Genomic DNA, 18,461 nt, shown 5'->3' with positions numbered 1-18,461 from the left:
TTCAAGTTTCGAAGCCTTTCGGCTTTCTCTTGAAGCGGACGGTCATAATACTTACTTAATATTAAGTGTCAAGCACTTAACTTAATAAATAATTAAAACAACCTCACTAAACATTAAACTTAGATTTAACTCATCCGTTCCATGTCAGTGAGGCGGCATTATAGAGAGTCTTTAATATCATGCAACTGTTTTTTAGTAAAACAACAAAAAAACAGTTTAAGTGATTAAAATTAACCCAACCCGCTTATTTACCCATCAAAAGTCGTCATTTTGAGTGGTAATTAGATGATTATCTTTCACCTTTAGTTTAATCGCTTCACCAGTTCTTAATTTGCCACTTAAAATGTCTTGGGCTAACGGGTTCTCTATATAAGTCTGAATCGCTCGTTTTAATGGTCTTGCGCCATAAACTGGATCAAACCCTGCTTCAGCAATTAAGTCTAGAGCTTCATTTGATATTTCTAATTGATAGTCTTTTTCATTTAATCGTTTTTCCAAACGTTGCAACTGAATAGAAGCAATATTCTTAATATGATCTTGGCCTAACGGATGGAAAACAACGGTTTCATCAACTCGATTTAAAAACTCAGGTCTAAAGTGCTGGCCAACAACTTCCATTACCAACGCTTTAATTCCCTCATAATCTAGCTCTCCAAAATGTTGCTGGATTTTATCTGAGCCTAAATTAGAGGTCATAATGATCACGGTATTTTTAAAATCTACCGTTCGGCCTTGACCATCAGTGAGTCGACCATCATCCAAGACTTGCAAAAGTATATTGAATACATCTGGATGTGCTTTCTCTACTTCATCAAGTAATAAGACCGAGTAAGGTTTACGTCTAACCGCTTCAGTTAAATACCCACCTTCTTCATATCCAACATATCCTGGAGGAGCGCCAACTAATCGAGCGACTGAATGTTTTTCCATAAACTCCGACATATCAATACGGACCATCGCATCTTCACTATCGAACATAAAGTTAGCTAATGATTTACAAAGTTCAGTTTTACCTACACCTGTTGGACCTAAAAATAAAAATGACCCTATTGGGCGGTTAGGATCTGAAAGCCCAGCTCGGCTGCGTCGAATGGCATTGGATACCGCTTCAACCGCTTCTCCTTGTCCTATCACTCGCTTATGTAGTTCACCTTCCATCTTTAATAGCTTATCTCTTTCCCCTTCAAGCATTTTATTAACCGGTATGCCAGTTTGACGAGAAAGAACCTCTGCGATTTCACTGTCTGTTACTTTATTCTTTAATAAGCTCATCTCTTGCATTTCAGCTTGAGCGGCAAGATCCAATTGCTTTTCTAACTCTGGAATACGCCCATATTGCAATTCAGACATACGATTCAAATCGCCTGCACGTCGAGCAATGTCCATATTACTTCTTGCTGTATCTAACTCTGTTTTTATATGTTGAGTTCCAGAAAGTGCTGCTTTTTCTGCTTTCCAAACTTCTTCTAGTTCAGAGTAATCTCGCTCTTTCTCTCTTAATTCAAGATTTAATGAGTCTAAACGTTTTAAGCTAGCATCATCACTCTCTTTAACTAAGGCTTGTTGCTCTATTTTTAGCTGGATAATTTTACGATCAAGTTTATCTAGTGATTCAGGCTTAGAATCGATTTCCATTCGAATACTCGATGCGGCTTCATCGATCAAATCAATTGCCTTATCCGGTAATTGTCTGTCAGATATATAGCGATGAGACAATGTTGCTGCTGCCACAATTGCAGGATCGGTAATTTCAACGTGATGATGAATTTCATAACGCTCTTTCAATCCACGTAGGATAGCGATGGTATCTTCTACTGTAGGCTCATCCACTAAGACCTTTTGGAATCTTCGCTCTAATGCTGGATCCTTCTCTATATATTGACGATATTCATCAAGAGTTGTTGCACCGACGCAATGCAGATCACCACGAGCTAAAGCTGGTTTAAGCATATTTCCTGCATCCATTGAGCCTTCACCTTTACCAGCACCAACCATGGTATGAACTTCATCAATAAAGAGGATGATATTACCTTCTTCTTTTGCAAGCTCATTTAAAACCGCTTTTAATCGCTCTTCAAATTCACCTCGAAATTTAGCACCTGCAACCAATGCGCCAATATCTAAAGACAATACTCTTTTATGTTTTAAGCCTTCAGGAACCTCACCATTGATAATACGTTGAGCTAAACCTTCGACAATCGCTGTTTTACCAACGCCTGGTTGGCCGATAATTACGGGATTATTTTTAGTTCGTCTTTGGAGAACTTGAATCGTTCTGCGTATTTCATCATCACGACCAATAACAGGATCCAGTTTTCCTTGCTCTGCTCGTTCAGTAAGATCAACGGTAAATTTTTCTAATGCTTGACGCTTTTCTTCTGCATTTTGATCATTTACTTTCTCGCCACCACGTATTTCATCAATAGATTTTGAAATTTTAGTTTCTGTAAGTCCAAACTCTCTGAATAAATTACCTAATGGTCCTTTATCTTCAATAGCTGCAAGCATGAATATTTCAGAAGAAATATAAGCATCTTTGCGTTTCTGAGCGATTTTGTCACACAAATTAAAAATAACGCCCATGTTTGATGACAACTGCACATCACCGCCAATACCTGTTACTTTTGGAGCCTTGTCTAGGATTTCAGATAGCTTTGAACGAAGTTGAGTTACATCAATATTAAGTAATGTCAGTAGTGGTCTGATAGTACTGCCATCTTGATTTAATAACGCCACCATTAAATGGGTTGGCTCTATATATTGATGATCTTGACCCAATGCTAATGATTGAGCATCTGAAATGGCGATTTGAAATTTACTGGTAAATCGATCTAAACGCATAACCCTCTCCTAGAGAAGAAAAGTAAGTAACTATTACTTCTTAAATGGGGTTTCGTGCTTTAGAAATCAACTAAGAGGAATGGAAATAAAAGAGATTATTCGAACCAAATTAAGGTTGCTTGGCGACCTGTTTCTCCCTCTTTTCTATAAGAGAAAAATTGTTCTGTATTTGAATAAGTACAAAGGTTTGAATAATAAACCTCTTGAACACCAACACTCTGTAAGCGTTGAGTAGCAAGTAGTTCTAAATTAGCTAGCCATTTGTCTGGATTATGACTTGGAATAAAAGCGTTTATCGCTTGAGGGTCTTGCTCACAAAACTGTAGCTTAACTTCATTACCGACTTCAAATGCAGTAGGGCCAATAGCTGGTCCACACCATGCAATAAGCTCATTCGAAGAAAAATGCTCTACTGTATTTTCTAAAATACCATCAAGAAGGCCACGCCATCCAGCATGAGCAGCTGCAACTTCTGTTCCTTCCTTGTTACAAATAACCACAGGCAAGCAATCTGCTGTCATTACACAACATACTTGATTTGCTGTATTTGTATATGCAGCATCAACAGAAGGAGGATTCATTAAATCTAAATGAGGAAGGGTAATAACTTTGGTTGAATGAATCTGATTTAACCACGTTGGTGCAGTAGGTAACTGCGCCAACGTAATCAGTTTTTCACGATTGAGCACAACATCATTATGATTATCGCCAACATGATCACCTAAATTTAAACTCGAAAATGGGGCTTTAGACACACCATCTAAACGAGTCGTACTAACTACGTTAATATTTTTAGGAGCGGACCATTTTGGCGACAATAGTGACATTTAATACTCATCCTCATGCAATAGACGTTCATCGTCACGTAAAGCTTGAGATAGAGCAATCATGTCATCAGGAATTGGCGCATGGAACTCCATGACCTCACCTGTAATTGGATGGTCAAAACGTAGCATTGCAGCATGAAGCGCTTGACGATTAAAGCCACGGATCATGTCAATTAATTCTTGTGACGCACCTTTAGGGATACGAGCACGACCACCATAAGCAGTATCACCTACCAGTGGATGTTGTAGATAAGACATATGCACACGAATTTGGTGAGTACGACCTGTTTCAAGACGTAAACGTAAACGCGTATGGATACGGAAATGCTCAGCAACACGATAATGTGTTACCGCATCTTTACCTAATTCATGTACAGCCATTAACGTACGTTTTTGAGGGTGACGTCCGATTGGTTTTTCAATCATGCCACCAGCCGTCATACGACCTAATACTACGGCTTCATATTCACGAGTGATCTTACGCTTTTGCAGCGCACGAACTAAACGTGTTTGAGCTGGTACTGTTTTCGCTACTACCATTAAACCTGTAGTGTCTTTATCTAAACGGTGCACGATACCTGCACGAGGTACCTCTGCGATGCTTGGGTAATGAAATAACAATGCGTTTAGTACCGTTTTATCCGGCGTACCAGCACCTGGATGTACAACGAAGTCACGAGGTTTATTAATTACTAATAAATCATCATCTTCATAAACGATATCAAGAGGAATATCTTGAGCTAACCAACGCTGCTCATCTTCTAACTCCGCTTTAACTGAAATTTCTTCTCCGCCCATCATTTTTACACGAGCTTTAGTGATAACTTCACCGTTAACGGAAATTTTACCCGCTAATACCCACTCTTTAATGCGTGAACGAGAGAAATCAGAAAACAACTCTGCAGCAGCTTGATCTAAACGCTGGCCTAGTTGACTTTCTTTTACTGTACTTGTTAACTCTATTTGTTGTGCCATATCGAACTTTTTTTAAATTAGTGGTACTAATACCAAACAAATACGTCATATTTGGTATCATCAACACTGTAAGTGAAATAAACTATCTGCCATTGTATCTGTTAACGACGGATTTCGTAATGGATAACTTCAGTTTTTTTAGTCAAGGATCATTTTCAAGCATGAAACGCTTAACACTTTCTTCATTATTAGCCGTATCTTTACTGGTGGGTTGCTCAAGCAGTGATGATGTAATCCCTGATATCCCACCATCAGAATTATATTCCCAAGCTCAAATCTCTTTACAGGCAGGTAATTGGACAAGTGCGATAGAACGCCTTGAAGCTCTAGATTCTCGTTATCCTTTTGGGGCCTACTCTGAGCAAGTTCAACTCGATCTAATTTATGTATATTACAAAAATGATGACCTCGCTTTAGGCTTAGCCACCATTGAACGCTTTAATCGTTTAAATCCAACTCATCCGAAAGCAGACTGGGTATTATATATGCGTGGACTGACTCATATGGCTCAAGACCGAAGCTTCATGCATGATCTTTTTAGAGTCGACCGTTCAGACCGAGATCCAGAACCAGCACGTGCCGCATTTAAAGATTTTAAGCGATTACTTGATCGTTATCCAAATAGCCTTTATGCAGAAGATGCCCAAACACGTATGTTCTCATTAAAAAACCGTTTAGCTGAATATGAATTCGCGACAGCTGATTTCTATTTACGTCGAGAAGCGTGGATTTCTGCAATAAAGCGCAGTCAAGAACTGCAACGAACTTATCCAGATACAGAGGCGGCAAGAAAGTCGCTAACGATAATGCTAGCTGCATATAAAGAATTAAAATTGGATGATGCAATAAAACGCACTGAAGAATTAATTGCATTGAACCCTAAATAACAGAGTTCAGTAAAAACAAAAAGCCGCACTTAAAATAAAGTGCGGCTTTTTTATGTCTCTGCTTGTTCTGAAATACTCAAACTCACAAAACCTACAAGGCTAAAAATTAACCATACAAAACAATAGGTTGAGGTAAAGCCCTAAAAACAAGAATTTCTAGTAACCAACCCTTTCAATCTACCTACTTTACCCAATTCATCAAGTTTTTTTTCAAAAAAAATCTGAATGGCTTGCCTGAGATCACATTCAACCACCTTCTCCACAAAACACTTTAAAATAGTGATCTAGATCACTTTATTTTTACTGTGGATCCGTAATCTGAATACATGCCAAACGGGGCAAGAGAGAGGAAAATCATATGAAAGTAGAAATCACTGGTAACAACATCGACATCACTCCAGGCATCCGTGAACGTATTGAAGGGAAATTTAAAAAACTAGAAGAAAAAAGAAATCTAGACATTATTGGTCGTCACGCTAGTGTTACAAAGCGCGCAAATGGCAAACATAAGGTAGAAGCGCAAGCAACTATTGCAGGTGGCAAAGTTGCAGCCTCGGCAGAACAAGAAGACCTATTCGGTGCAATTAGAGAGATGTACCAAAAACTAGAACGCCAACTAGATAAGCTACAACACAAAGGCGAGGCTCGCCGAGCAACTCATGCTCAAGCACCTATCGTTGAAGAGCCAGAAGTTGACCTAGAAGAGGAATACGAACAGTAATTAAATTGTTAACTCAAACGTTTTCTGAAACAGCGCTCATTTGAGCGCTGTTTTTTCTTGACGCAAACTTATCGATTCCTTATTGTGAATTAACTCTTAATTTACTAGGTTTGCATATTCATGACTGATACCCGCTATTCTCTGGATGAGATCCGTTTACGCCTTAATGAACTTGATAATGAACTATTAACCCTTTTTTCTGAACGTCGTAAACTCAGTCTTGAAGTTGCTAAAAGCAAAGTCCAAACCGCCAAACCTGTTCGAGATCCAAAACGTGAGCAACAATTACTTGTAAAGTTAATTGAAAATGGCAAAGCATTCGACCTTGATGCTTATTACATCACTCAACTATTCCACACCATCATTGAAGATTCTGTTTTATTACAGCAAGAATATTTTCAAAATCTAGCCAATCCAGAATTAAGCAGAAAGCCTGTTGCAAGAGTTGCTTATCTTGGTTCAAAAGGCTCTTATTCAAACTTAGCAAGTCGTCGCTATTTCAGTAAGAAAAATATTGAGCTGGCAGAACTTGGCTGTGAAAACTTTAGAGAAGTCATTAAAACCGTAGAATCAGGTCATGCTGATTACGGTGTGTTACCGATTGAAAATACCAGCTCGGGCTCTATCAACCAGGTTTACGATTTACTTCAATATACAAGCTTATATATTGTTGGGGAGTTAACCCAGCAGATTGATCATTGCTTATTAACCACTACAGAAACCTCTCTAGAAGCAATTAAGACCTTGTACTCTCATCCGCAACCACATGAGCAATGCAGTGAGTTTTTAAACCGTTTGGATAATGTAGAGCTTATCTCTTGTGCAAGCACAGCAGATGCAATGATCACCGTAAAAGAACTAAACTCACCAGAAGTCGCAGCTATCGGTAACTCTGACAGTGGTAAACTGTATGGTCTTCAATCCTTGATTGGTAACATATCAAATCAAACAGATAATCAGACTCGATTCATTGTTGTAGCAAGAAAACCCGTTGATGTATCAGAACAAATACCAGCGAAAACCACACTGATCGTATCAACCTCTCAAGATGCAGGTTCACTAGTAGAGTCACTATTAGTCTTACGAAAATATGGTATTAATATGACGAAATTAGAGTCTCGCCCTATTATGGGTAACCCTTGGGAAGAAATGTTCTATATTGATTTACAAGCACACTTGAAATCAGAAGCAATGAGTGCAGCTATTGAGGAATTAACCTCTATTACACAGTATTTAAAAGTTCTTGGATGCTATCCAATAGAAAATGTAACTCCTACTGATATTCCTCAAATGAAATAATTAATTTATTACTTTTTATGACCTATAAATCAACGAATACAAAAATATATGTTCGTTGATTTATATAAAGGATTACATTTAAACATGATACATAACGTTATTATAGCTTCACTCAACCCAGCTAAAATACATGCAGTAGAAGCAGCATTCACTCAAGCATTCCCTACTATGGATTTTGTTTTTGAAGGGGTCTCAGTTAAGAGTGAAGTTGCTGACCAACCAATGAGCTGCATTGAAACCAAACGAGGAGCAGTAAATAGAGTTAATAATGCCAAACTATTACGCCCAAAAGCCAGTTACTACGTTGGCCTTGAAGCTGGAATAGAAAATACCGCAACGTTTGCCTGGATGGTTATTGATAATGGAAGAATGGTTGGAGAATCACGATCATCTAGCTTACCTCTTCCTCCAATGGTCATCGCTGCTGTAAAAGAAGGGAAAGAATTAGGTCATGTAATGGATGCACAATTTAATACTGAAAATATAAAGCAAAAAGGTGGGGCTATTGGCTTATTAACCAATAACCTATTAACAAGAAGCTCTGTTTATCAACAAGCACTTACTCTTGCTCTGATCCCTTTTCTTCACCCTGAACGTTTTTAGCACTTTGTTGAAGTAATTCCATTAGCCATTCTTTTTCATCATAAGTATGGCTTTTTAATTCATTTGAACCTCGAGTTATTGTCGCAATACCTACACCTAATAATTGGCTGATCTGTCGCTGACTTAACTCACCTTGCAATAATTCATGACAAATATTGACTCGTGCAATTAGGGCATCACGCTCATCAGGGGTCATCAACATGGTCAACAAAGATTGATGCTTACCTTGTTCTGCAGCATTCGCTATCAATGTCATCACTTGTGACCAATCTGAATATTTTGCTGAACCTGACATAAAATCCTCATTACAATAATAAAAAAGGGAGCTCTTAGGCCCCCTACTTTATAATCAATCTAAAATAATTAATACTCTAAATTCAGTTCTTTCTCTGATAAGAAAGACCCTTTTTCACCAAGTAAACTACGATAGTAAGTTTCAAACATTAAAATGTTTTGTACGTAACCACGCGTTTCCTTAAAAGGGATAGCCTCTATAAATGCGTAAGCATCTAGTTTCTCATCAGAGACCGCTCTCCATCGTTTTACACGGTGAGGACCCGCATTATAACCCGCTAATGCAAATATTCGATTCCCATCATAATCATCCATTAAACCTTTTAGATAATTCGACCCTATATGAATATTTACATCAACATCATTTAAACTACTAACGCCTTCATACTTATCATAATCGATCTTTTTCGCCGTATATTTAGCAGTCCCTGGCATAATTTGCATTAAACCACGAGCTCCAACCGGTGATTGAGCCTCTGCATATAAAGCACTCTCTTGGCGAGATAACGACATTAACGTCACTTTATCTAAACCTAGCTCTTTACTGTAATGTCCAAACCACCACTGATGTGCAATAGGAAAACGTAAACTCAAATATCCCCACATTCTCCCCTTAATTGTCGCGAGCACTGTAAAGTGATGCCAACGATGTTGAGCCGCATAACTTGCAAGCTCTTTCACTTCAGTTTTTGATGCCCTATTAAGTAAATATTCCCATTCACTTTTTGCTGTTGGTATTTCATCAATAGCAATCAGCTCCTTAATTCGAGCTAACTCAATGTTATATTTTTCTTTTACAGGCTTAATATTCGTTGGCGCGGTATTCATTGGGTATTGAACTGGCTCCCCTAAAATATTTGCAGCTGCAACACTGTAAAAATTACGCTGACCAAGCAGTTTATGTAGTCTTTCATTCGCTTTAGCATGCTCACCATTTTCACTCTCAATACGAGCTTGCCAGAACTGCCAACGTAATGACGCTTTACTTTCTGGAGTTAAGAATTCCATCCATTTACTCATATCATTCCAATCCGCAGCACGAATTGCGACACGCATACGGCGCTCTATATAAGAATCTTCTGGATACTTTTCAAGTTGGGTATCTCGCCATTGTGCAAGATCATCAGAGCTGGTCGACATAATGCTACTCACAATGCGATGTGTAACTTTCACTAGCTCTTCTTGAGAAAACTTTTGTTTCTTTGCGATAGCTGGGAGCATCTCAATCGCTTTACGTGGATCTTTCCTTGCTTCCCTTTCCATAGAAATAAAGGTTAATTGTTTGGTAAATTCAGATGATTTATTCTTAACTGAATATGAAACAAGTAAATCAGGATCATTGAACAAAGCAATTATATCTTTAGCTTGTTCTTTCGCTTTATCTGACTCTAACATCTTTTCTAAATAGGAGAATAAGCTGTTATTACGAGCCTTATAAACCAATAACATTCGGTCAATAATTAACTCATCCGTTAGCTTGTCAGCATCGGACCACGCTTTAAATAAATCATCACATTCATAGGTAACAGATCCACCTGTTAACCATAATTTTTCAGCGCCTTTCCATGCTGCTTTTTTCTCTCCAAGTTCATTTTTTGCTTGATAGTAATAACATTTTAAGTTTGTACTGCTTGGTTCATTAGGAAAGTAATCCAAAAATTCTTTCCAGCGCTCATTTAAACCAAGTACCACTAAATACTGATAATCTAAAGAATTGCCAATCGCTAAGGTTTTATGGGTATGCCTAAATAGTCGAATATCGTCTGGTGTTTTAGAACTCAAATCCATTCGTAATTCACGATAATCTAAATAAGGAGCAAGAGGATAATCCTTTAGGCTCTCTCTTACTTTTATGTACTCATCAAGCTTCTTTTCAGTAAGCAACTCCTTTGCTTCTTGGTATTGAACTCGTGATTCATCTATCGATAATGCCTCAACGGTATGCACACTCATTCCAATGCACAACACTGCCATCATCCCTAACTTCTGCTGTGTATATTTCATTGATTCTTTAAACACCTAGCTTTCCAACCTTTTCATCGACACGTTGAGTATGGGACAGAGTTAAACAACTCTCTAATTTCTTCTTTTAGTTTACTTATATTACCCTAGTAACTACCAGAATGAGTGTTAAACTGTGTATCATAAATAGTAAAATAATATTTCCGTTAACCTACTCTAATAAGTGATTATGGCTGAATACGTATATACAATGTCACGAGTGAGCAAAATTGTTCCTCCAAAAAGACAAATCCTGAAAGACATTTCTCTTAGCTTCTTCCCTGGTGCAAAAATCGGTGTTCTTGGCCTAAATGGTTCAGGTAAATCAACCCTTCTTCGCATTATGGCAGGTTTAGATACCGATATTGATGGTGAAGCTCGTCCACAAGCTGGATTAAAAGTTGGCTACCTACCACAAGAGCCTGTTTTAGATGAATCAAAAACAGTTCGTGAGATTGTAGAAGAAGCCGTTTCGGATGTTGCAGGTGCACTTGCTCGTCTTGATGCTGTTTATGCGGCTTACGCCGAAGAAGGTGCCGATTTCGATGCTCTTGCCAAAGAACAAGGTGAACTTGAAGCGCTTATCCAAGCAAAAGATGGACATAACCTAGATAATGCTCTAGAACGTGCAGCTGATGCCTTACGCCTTCCTGAATGGGATGCGAAAATCGAATTTTTATCTGGTGGTGAACGCCGTCGTGTTGCAATTTGTCGTCTATTACTTGAAAAACCGGACATGCTGCTTCTTGATGAACCAACCAACCACCTTGATGCTGAGTCAGTTGCTTGGCTTGAGCACTTCCTTGTTGATTACTCTGGTACTGTTGTGGCAATTACCCATGACCGTTATTTCCTAGATAATGCGGCAGGTTGGATCTTAGAGCTTGACCGTGGTGAAGGTATTCCATGGGAAGGTAACTATACGTCTTGGTTAGAACAAAAAGATGACCGTCTAAAACAAGAATCAGCAAAAGAAAACGCTCGTCAAAAAACGATTGAAAAAGAACTTGAATGGGTTCGTCAAAACCCTAAAGGTCGCCAAGCAAAATCAAAAGCGCGTATGGCTCGTTTTGAAGAACTTCAAAATACAGATCATCAAAAACGTAATGAAACAAATGAACTGTTCATTCCGCCTGGTGAGCGTTTAGGTGATAAGGTTCTTGAAGTAAATAACCTAACTAAATCATTTGGTGATCGTGTTCTTATCGATGACTTATCATTTAGCATGCCTAAAGGCGCTATAGTCGGTATTATCGGTGCCAATGGTGCAGGTAAATCAACATTATTCAAAATGTTAAGCGGTACAGAAACACCTGATTCAGGCACTATTGATTTAGGTGAGACAGTTAAACTGGCTTCTGTTGATCAGTTCCGTGATTCTATGGATGACACTAAAACTGTTTTCCAAGAGATCTCTGAAGGCGCAGACATTATCAAAATCAACAATTTTGAGATCCCAGCTCGCGCTTACTGTTCTCGTTTCAACTTCCGAGGTAATGACCAACAGAAAATAATTGGTGATCTTTCTGGTGGTGAGCGTAACCGTGTTCATTTAGCGAAACTGCTAAAAACGGGTGGTAACGTATTACTACTTGATGAACCAACCAATGACCTTGATGTTGAAACATTACGAGCATTAGAAGAAGCACTTCTTGAATTTCCAGGCTGTGCAATGGTCATCTCGCATGACCGTTGGTTCTTAGACCGTATTGCTACACACATTCTTGATTATCGTGATGAAGGCCAAGTAAACTTCTTTGAAGGTAACTACACAGAATATAGCGATTGGCTGAAGAAAACATTAGGCGCTCAAGCAGCAGAACCTCATAGAATCAAATACAAACGTATGACGAAATAATTCAACATTTCACATATTATTTGATGTTTATCATAAGGGCCGCAGTATTGCGGCCTTTTTATTAGACTTAGAACAAACCAGACATCATACTTAGAAGTTAAGCGTATAATATAAGGATAGTATTATGATCGAACGACGTAAGTTTTCACGCGTGGTCTATCAAGCCAATGCCATTATTTTACATAATGGGACATCATTAAATGGATCTTTAATTGATTTATCTCTTCACGGCTTACTCGTCGCATTAGACGATGATTGTGAACTTGAACCAAATGAAAAAATGACGGTGAGATTTACTCTTAATGAGAGCGATATTCATATCATTGCTGAATGCAAACTAATAAATAAAACAGATAATACGCTAAGACTCTGTATAAGCCACATAGATATTGATAGTATTAGCCACCTTAAACGTCTAGTAGAACTCAATGTTGGAAATAGTGATTTATTATTACGCCAACTCTCTGAGTTAACCACCTTAACCTAAAGTAAATAAGTTTATTCCTATGCCAGATAAAATTCGAATTTCCGTTTCACACAACAAAGGAACGCGTTTTTTCGCTATTTCCCAAAAACGGAAAAATCTTGTTATTTTATCTTTGCTACTTGGGGTAGGTTCATTCTCTCTGAGTGGTTTTGGTCTTCACTATTTTTACCAAAAACAGCTAACTTCTGAATTGGCTATCGCTCAACTTCAAGTACAGAACAATGAACTTAATCAGTTAATTATTGAAAATAACAATAACAATCACGAATTAAATCAACAACTTGAAGCTAAAGAAAATGAGTTTTTAGTGATTAGTCAAAGAGTTGAGGATGTAGAATCTGTTCTTGGTCTTCAAGAACAGTCAGAAGACGAAAATTTATTAGCCGAAAAAACATTAGAACAACGTTTAGATGTCGCAGCCATTGACTCTGCGGTTCGTGCCACGATGTTCCGTTTAATCCCCAATGACACACCACTTGATTTTATTCGTAACTCTTCTAGTTTTGGAAAAAGAACAAATCCAATATCAGGTAAAAGACAACGTCATTTAGGGTTAGATCTAACTTGCAAGCGCGGCACGGAAATTTATGCCCCTGCCGATGGTGTCGTTGAACTGGCTCGAGCAAGCAAAAAAGGCTACGGTAATTTATTAAAAGTTCAGCATTCTTTTGGCTTCATGACCATGTATGCTCATTTAGAAAAATTTAAAGTTCGTTCGGGTCAGTTTGTTAAGAAAGGTGAATTGATTGCAACTTGTGGCAATTCAGGTAACTCAACCGGCCCTCACCTACATTATGAAGTACGCTTCCTTGGGCGAGTTCTCAATCCACAATCATTTATTGATTGGACACCTGAAAAATTTGAAAGTCTGTTTGAAAAAGAGCGCAGCGTTAAGTGGACACCGCTGGTTGAAATTATTAACAACGTTGTGAAATTACAACTAAAACTTACTCAAAAACCCACAATTAAGCAAGTTGAAGCAATTAACACCGTAAAAACAGAGTTACAAACAGTAAAACAGTTAACTCAATAAAAGATTAATAGCATCAAACAAAACAGGTGAGCAAGTGCTCACCTGTTTTATTGTTAATTAACTTCGTTCTCTATGAATCGAATCATTCGCTTGTCTAAGTAAGCCTTTACTTTCGATTAGAAATTGCTCTGCATAATCTCCAAACCAATGTTCAACTTCTTTAAAATTATCAATAAAGCCTTCACGATTATGATTTTCTAATAACACAATTGCATCACCAAATCGTTGATGAAAACGCTTTATCATTTCAATATTTTCTTCTGATGAAAGAATAATGTCAGCATATAGATTCGGGTCTTGTGCAAACAATCGCCCTACCATCAATAACTCCAAACGATAAATTGGAGAACTTAAATTAAGTAGTTGTTCAATATCAGGATTTTCTTTAGCAAGATGTTGACCATATGCAAATGAAGTAAAGTGACGCAGAGCTTGGATTAGTGTCATTCCATGATCATGCTCTGTTGCAGATATATCACGAACGATTGCACCCCAAATTTCAAACTGATTTTTAAGCCAAGCATAACTTTCTTTGTTACGTCCATCGCACATAACAATCACTTGTTTCGCTAAACTAGGGATATCAGGACCAAACATTGGGTGTAAACCAACTACTGGACCTTTATGAATATCCATCATTGCTTGTAGTGGCTTTTTCTTTATGGACGTTAAATCACATAGAATACAATCTTCAGGTAATCCTGAGAGTTTATTAATTACATCAACGGTTAAATTAATAGGAACAGTAACAACCACCATGCCTGCGTCATTTAAAATTGTCTCTGCATTATTCCAATCTTTACTGCCAAGGATCCGTACTTCATAGCCAGATAATCGAAACATTTTGGCAAATAAACCACCAAGCTGCCCATTACCGCCAACCACTACAATTGGCCGTAATTCAGGTTTTAAACATTTGAAGCCTGAGTCATTTTCACTACTATAAGATTCGCGCATTGTGCGACGTAAGATATCTTCGATTAAGGACGGCGGAACTCCTTTCTTTTCAGCTTCTTGTCGTCTTGAAGCAAGCATCGCGGCTTCCCTGCTTGGATCATAAATAGGTAATCCATGTGCACTTTTGACTTCACCAACTTGTTCAACTAAATGCAAACGTTGAGATAAAAGATCCAACATTTTTTTATCTACTGTATCAATTTGGTCGCGTAAATGACTCAGTTCTACCGCCATCTCGTTCTATCCTTTTAAACGATCTTCCAATACTGGAATTAATTCTTTATGAGTATGACGTAATAGTGCCTCAGTTGAATCCCAATTGATACATGCGTCTGTGATAGAAACCCCATATTTCATCTCTGATAATGGAATGTCAGAAGGTTGATTTCCTTCATTTAAATGACTTTCAATCATCAATCCTATGATTGATTTATTCCCTTCTCGAATTTGATGGATCGCATCTTCAGCAACCAATGGCTGACGACGATAATCTTTACGTGAATTCGCATGGCTGCAGTCAATCATTAGTGCTGCATCAAGATTTGATTTAGCTAACTCTTCTTCACACTCTGTCACCGATACCGAGTCATAATTCGTTTGTTTACCACCGCGAAGAATCACATGCCCATTAGGGTTACCTTGGGTTGTTAATAATGCAACTTGACCTTCACTATTAATCCCCATAAAACGATGGCTAGAAGCCGCTGCCTGCATAGCATTAATTGATGTTGATAAACTACCATCCGTGCCATTTTTGAAACCAACAGGAACAGACAAACCGCTCGCCATTTCACGGTGTGTTTGCGATTCCGTTGTACGAGCACCAATAGCCGCCCAGCTAAATGTATCCCCGATGTATTGTGGACTAATAGGATCTAACGCTTCAGTCGCTAATGGAATTTCCATTTCAGTTAAATCAACAAGTAGTTGTCTTGCTGCATGTAAACCATGTTCTATATCAAAAGAACCATCAAGATGTGGGTCATTAATTAATCCCTTCCAACCCACGGTGGTTCTTGGCTTTTCAAAGTAAACACGCATAACAATATAAAGCTGATCTTTAAGATCTTCAGCGATCGCTTTTAAACGCTTAGCGTACTCTTTCGCTGCATCGATATCATGAATTGAACATGGCCCACAAACGATCAATAAGCGGTGATCTTTCTTATGGATAATATTTGAAATAGTTTGGCGAGATTGCTGGATAAATTGGCGAGCATTATCACTTAATGGAATTTTATTTTTTAACTCTTGTGGTGTGATCAGTACTTGTTCATCGCTGATATTGATATTACTTAGTTCGCTTTTTTTCATACTCTATACCTGTAAACTTTTATTTCCATCAAGTGTCTTTTAAGACGAATAGAAATAATTTAACAGCTATAGGATGAAAATCAACCATTGTAATTAAATAAATACAAATTAACTTAACTGTAAATAATTAATTACATCTTGATTTAGACATAAAAAAAGTGCGCTGATAACAGCACACCTTTCATAGCACATTTGAGAACGTTCTCGTGTGCGTTACTTTTTAGCCAGCTTCTCTTTGATACGAGCTGATTTACCAGAACGCTCACGTAGGTAGTACAACTTGGCACGACGTACTGCACCGCGACGTTTAACTTCGATGCTGTTAACGATTGGAGAGTGAGTTTGGAACGTACGCTCAACACCTTCACCGTTAGAAATTTTACGTACAGTGAACGCAGAGTGAAGACCACGGTTACGAATAGCGATTACAACGCCTTCGAATGCCTGTAGACGCTCACGGTCACCTTCTTTAACTTTAACCTGAACTACTACAGTGTCACCTGGAGCGAATTTAGGTAGGTCTTGTTTTAGTTGCTCATCTTCAAGAGCTTTAATGATGTTGCTCATTTTTGTATATCCTAGAATAAACTGATACTAAATTTCTTAATTACTTACTTTGCTGATGTTCTTCACGAACAAACTCAGCCAGTAATAATTCCTGTTCGTCAGTCAGAGCTAGATTTCCCAGGAGCTCTGGTCTTCTTAGCCAAGTACGGCCTAACGATTGTTTCATTCGCCAACGAGCGATATCTTTATGATTTCCAGATTTAAGTACACTAGGTACTTCCTTACCATCCAAAACCTCAGGCCTTGTATAGTGCGGACAATCTAACAAACCGTCTGCAAAAGAATCTTCTTCAGCGGACGTGAAATCCCCTAATACACCCGGAACAAACCGAGATACAGAATCAATCAACGTCATAGCAGGGAGTTCCCCACCGGTAAGCACAAAATCGCCAATTGACCATTCTTCGTCAACTTCTGATTGTATTATGCGCTCATCTACTCCTTCGTATCGGCCACAAATAAGAATTAAATTCTCATTAGTTGCTAACTCCTCAACACCTGCTTGATTCAGCGTACGGCCTTGGGGTGAAAGGTAAATCACTTTCGTTTTGCCGGGTGATGCTTGTCTGGCTGCAGTAATGGCGTCGCGCAAAGGCTGAACCATCATTAACATACCAGGACCACCACCATAAGGTCGGTCATCAACAGTGCGATGTTTATCTTGAGTGAAATCTCGAGGATTCCATGTCTCTATAGATAAAAGACCTTTTTTAATTGCTTGGCTAGTTACCCCAAAATCGGTAACCGAACGGAACATTTCAGGAAATAGGCTTATAACCCCAACCCACATGTGCCCTCGCTTTACCTAGGGTTTAGAACCCAGGATCCCAGTCAACTTCGATCCGTTGAGCTGTGCGATCAATTAACTTAATCACTTGCTCATCAATAAAAGGAACTAATCGTTCCTTCTTACCAAAAGCATCTTTCAGGTTTGCTTTGATTACAAGAACATCGTTTGATCCGGTTTCTAAAATATCGTCAACAACACCAAGCGTATAGCCTTTTGTTGTAAGGACTTCCATACCAAACAATTCACGCCAGTAGAATTCATCTTCTGACAGTTCAGGTAATACATCGGCTTTAACTGCAATTTCTAGGTTAGTATAAGTTTGAGCATCTTCTCGAACTTCTAACCCTTCCAGTTTGCATACCAAACCTTTATGACGTTTCCAGCTTTCGACTGAAAACTCGACCCACTCACCTTTAACTTTTATAAGCCAAGGTTTGTAGTCGAAAATACTTTCAGGTTGATCAGTAAAGGAGACTACTTTCAACCAGCCACGAATACCATAGGAAGCTCCGAACTTACCTACAACAATAATCTCGTCTTGCTTACTCATAAAATCTTTACCTTAACCAACTAAAATTAAGCCGCTTTGTTAGCGTCTTTAACTAGCTTAGCTACACGATCAGAAAGACCAGCGCCTAAACCAACCCAATGGTTAACGCGATCAAGATCTAAACGTAGACCTTCTTCTTGACCTTGTGCTGTAGGGTTAAAGAAACCTACTTTCTCAATGTAACGACCAGTTGCTTTGAAACGGCTGTCCGCTACTACGATTTGATAAAATGGACGCTTCTTAGCGCCGTGACGTGCCAAACGAATGGTAACCATATCGTCCTCTATTTGCTTTGTATAAAAATTAAATTGGCCCAAAAAAAATATTTTTCTTGAGCCCTCGTGCCAAAATAAAGCCCCGGAATTTTACTCTTATGAGCTTTCAATGCAAGGGCTTTAGCTACTTTTTCACCAATTATTTCTGTAATTAATGAAAAAATTGGGTAAAAAAGGTGCGC

18 protein-coding genes are annotated in these 18,461 nt (G+C 38.4%); 7 read left to right on the top strand and 11 right to left on the bottom strand.

What is annotated here, in order from left to right:
- Nucleotides 1-255: 255 nt before the first annotated feature.
- The 3 genes from clpB to rluD all read right to left on the bottom strand — a co-directional run bounded on the left by clpB (nucleotide 256) and on the right by rluD (nucleotide 4,643).
- The gene (gene clpB, locus BTO22_RS02135) at nucleotides 256-2,841 is read right to left on the bottom strand and encodes an ATP-dependent chaperone ClpB (RefSeq protein ID WP_105054090.1); all 2,586 of its coding nucleotides are present in this window, start codon (nucleotides 2,839-2,841) and stop codon (nucleotides 256-258) included.
- Nucleotides 2,842-2,936: 95 nt separating this feature from the next.
- On the bottom strand, nucleotides 2,937-3,668 hold the full coding sequence (gene pgeF / locus BTO22_RS02130; RefSeq protein WP_105054089.1) for a peptidoglycan editing factor PgeF: 732 nt from the start codon (nucleotides 3,666-3,668) through the stop codon (nucleotides 2,937-2,939).
- On the bottom strand, nucleotides 3,669-4,643 hold the full coding sequence (gene rluD, locus BTO22_RS02125) for a 23S rRNA pseudouridine(1911/1915/1917) synthase RluD (RefSeq protein ID WP_060992388.1): 975 nt from the start codon (nucleotides 4,641-4,643) through the stop codon (nucleotides 3,669-3,671).
- Nucleotides 4,644-4,804: 161 nt separating this feature from the next.
- Between rluD and bamD the strand changes: the two genes are divergently transcribed.
- The 4 genes from bamD (at nucleotide 4,805) to yjjX (ending at nucleotide 8,153) form a co-directional block, all read left to right on the top strand.
- Nucleotides 4,805-5,530: an outer membrane protein assembly factor BamD gene (gene bamD, locus BTO22_RS02120; RefSeq protein ID WP_105055539.1), complete on the top strand. Its 726-nt coding sequence runs from the start codon at nucleotides 4,805-4,807 to the stop codon at nucleotides 5,528-5,530.
- Nucleotides 5,531-5,888: 358 nt separating this feature from the next.
- A complete protein-coding gene (gene hpf, locus BTO22_RS02115; protein ID WP_060992389.1) occupies nucleotides 5,889-6,251 on the top strand; it encodes a ribosome hibernation-promoting factor, HPF/YfiA family in 363 nt (120 codons plus the stop codon).
- A gap of 120 nt (nucleotides 6,252-6,371) precedes the next feature.
- Nucleotides 6,372-7,550, top strand: a complete 1,179-nt coding sequence (pheA, locus tag BTO22_RS02110) for a prephenate dehydratase (RefSeq protein ID WP_105054088.1) — start codon at nucleotides 6,372-6,374, stop codon at nucleotides 7,548-7,550.
- 84 nt (nucleotides 7,551-7,634) lie between these two features.
- Nucleotides 7,635-8,153, top strand: coding sequence for an inosine/xanthosine triphosphatase (gene yjjX / locus BTO22_RS02105; protein WP_105054087.1), 519 nt, complete (start codon nucleotides 7,635-7,637; stop codon nucleotides 8,151-8,153).
- Here yjjX and trpR read toward each other — a convergent pair.
- Together trpR and sltY are read right to left on the bottom strand one after the other, a co-directional pair.
- Entirely contained in the window at nucleotides 8,110-8,448 is a 339-nt protein-coding gene (trpR, locus tag BTO22_RS02100) for a trp operon repressor (protein ID WP_105054086.1), read from the bottom strand. The two genes, yjjX and trpR, sit on opposite strands and share 44 nt — an antisense overlap.
- 68 nt (nucleotides 8,449-8,516) lie before the next feature.
- Entirely contained in the window at nucleotides 8,517-10,466 is a 1,950-nt protein-coding gene (sltY, locus tag BTO22_RS02095; protein WP_258132412.1) for a murein transglycosylase, read from the bottom strand.
- A gap of 172 nt (nucleotides 10,467-10,638) precedes the next feature.
- On the opposite strand from sltY, the gene ettA reads away from it, so the two are divergent.
- The 3 genes from ettA to BTO22_RS02080 all read left to right on the top strand — a co-directional run bounded on the left by ettA (nucleotide 10,639) and on the right by BTO22_RS02080 (nucleotide 13,826).
- A complete protein-coding gene (ettA, locus tag BTO22_RS02090; RefSeq protein ID WP_105054085.1) occupies nucleotides 10,639-12,306 on the top strand; it encodes an energy-dependent translational throttle protein EttA in 1,668 nt (555 codons plus the stop codon).
- 124 nt (nucleotides 12,307-12,430) lie between these two features.
- Nucleotides 12,431-12,793: a PilZ domain-containing protein gene (locus tag BTO22_RS02085; protein WP_105054084.1), complete on the top strand. Its 363-nt coding sequence runs from the start codon at nucleotides 12,431-12,433 to the stop codon at nucleotides 12,791-12,793.
- 19 nt (nucleotides 12,794-12,812) lie between these two features.
- A complete protein-coding gene (locus BTO22_RS02080) occupies nucleotides 12,813-13,826 on the top strand; it encodes a M23 family metallopeptidase (protein ID WP_105054083.1) in 1,014 nt (337 codons plus the stop codon).
- Between the two features lie 57 nt (nucleotides 13,827-13,883).
- Here BTO22_RS02080 and tyrA read toward each other — a convergent pair whose 3' ends face one another.
- The 6 genes from tyrA to rpsP all read right to left on the bottom strand — a co-directional run bounded on the left by tyrA (nucleotide 13,884) and on the right by rpsP (nucleotide 18,279).
- Nucleotides 13,884-15,017, bottom strand: a complete 1,134-nt coding sequence (gene tyrA / locus BTO22_RS02075; protein WP_105054082.1) for a bifunctional chorismate mutase/prephenate dehydrogenase — start codon at nucleotides 15,015-15,017, stop codon at nucleotides 13,884-13,886.
- A gap of 6 nt (nucleotides 15,018-15,023) precedes the next feature.
- Nucleotides 15,024-16,097, bottom strand: a complete 1,074-nt coding sequence (locus BTO22_RS02070) for a 3-deoxy-7-phosphoheptulonate synthase (protein ID WP_105054081.1) — start codon at nucleotides 16,095-16,097, stop codon at nucleotides 15,024-15,026.
- Between the two features lie 213 nt (nucleotides 16,098-16,310).
- The gene (rplS, locus tag BTO22_RS02065) at nucleotides 16,311-16,664 is read right to left on the bottom strand and encodes a 50S ribosomal protein L19 (protein ID WP_105054080.1); all 354 of its coding nucleotides are present in this window, start codon (nucleotides 16,662-16,664) and stop codon (nucleotides 16,311-16,313) included.
- A gap of 40 nt (nucleotides 16,665-16,704) precedes the next feature.
- Entirely contained in the window at nucleotides 16,705-17,454 is a 750-nt protein-coding gene (gene trmD / locus BTO22_RS02060; protein WP_105054079.1) for a tRNA (guanosine(37)-N1)-methyltransferase TrmD, read from the bottom strand.
- 22 nt (nucleotides 17,455-17,476) lie between these two features.
- The gene (gene rimM / locus BTO22_RS02055; RefSeq protein WP_105054078.1) at nucleotides 17,477-18,004 is read right to left on the bottom strand and encodes a ribosome maturation factor RimM; all 528 of its coding nucleotides are present in this window, start codon (nucleotides 18,002-18,004) and stop codon (nucleotides 17,477-17,479) included.
- A 26-nt stretch (nucleotides 18,005-18,030) separates the two neighbouring features.
- Nucleotides 18,031-18,279 (bottom strand): 30S ribosomal protein S16, encoded by a 249-nt coding sequence (rpsP, locus tag BTO22_RS02050; protein ID WP_060992401.1) that lies wholly within the window; start codon nucleotides 18,277-18,279, stop codon nucleotides 18,031-18,033.
- Nucleotides 18,280-18,461 lie beyond the last annotated feature (182 nt).

This window comes from Aliivibrio sifiae (assembly GCF_002954705.1).
GTDB classification, from domain to species: domain Bacteria; phylum Pseudomonadota; class Gammaproteobacteria; order Enterobacterales; family Vibrionaceae; genus Aliivibrio; species Aliivibrio sifiae_A.
Note: the sequence above shows the minus strand (reverse complement) of the source record. Positions and strands in the feature narration are given on the sequence as shown.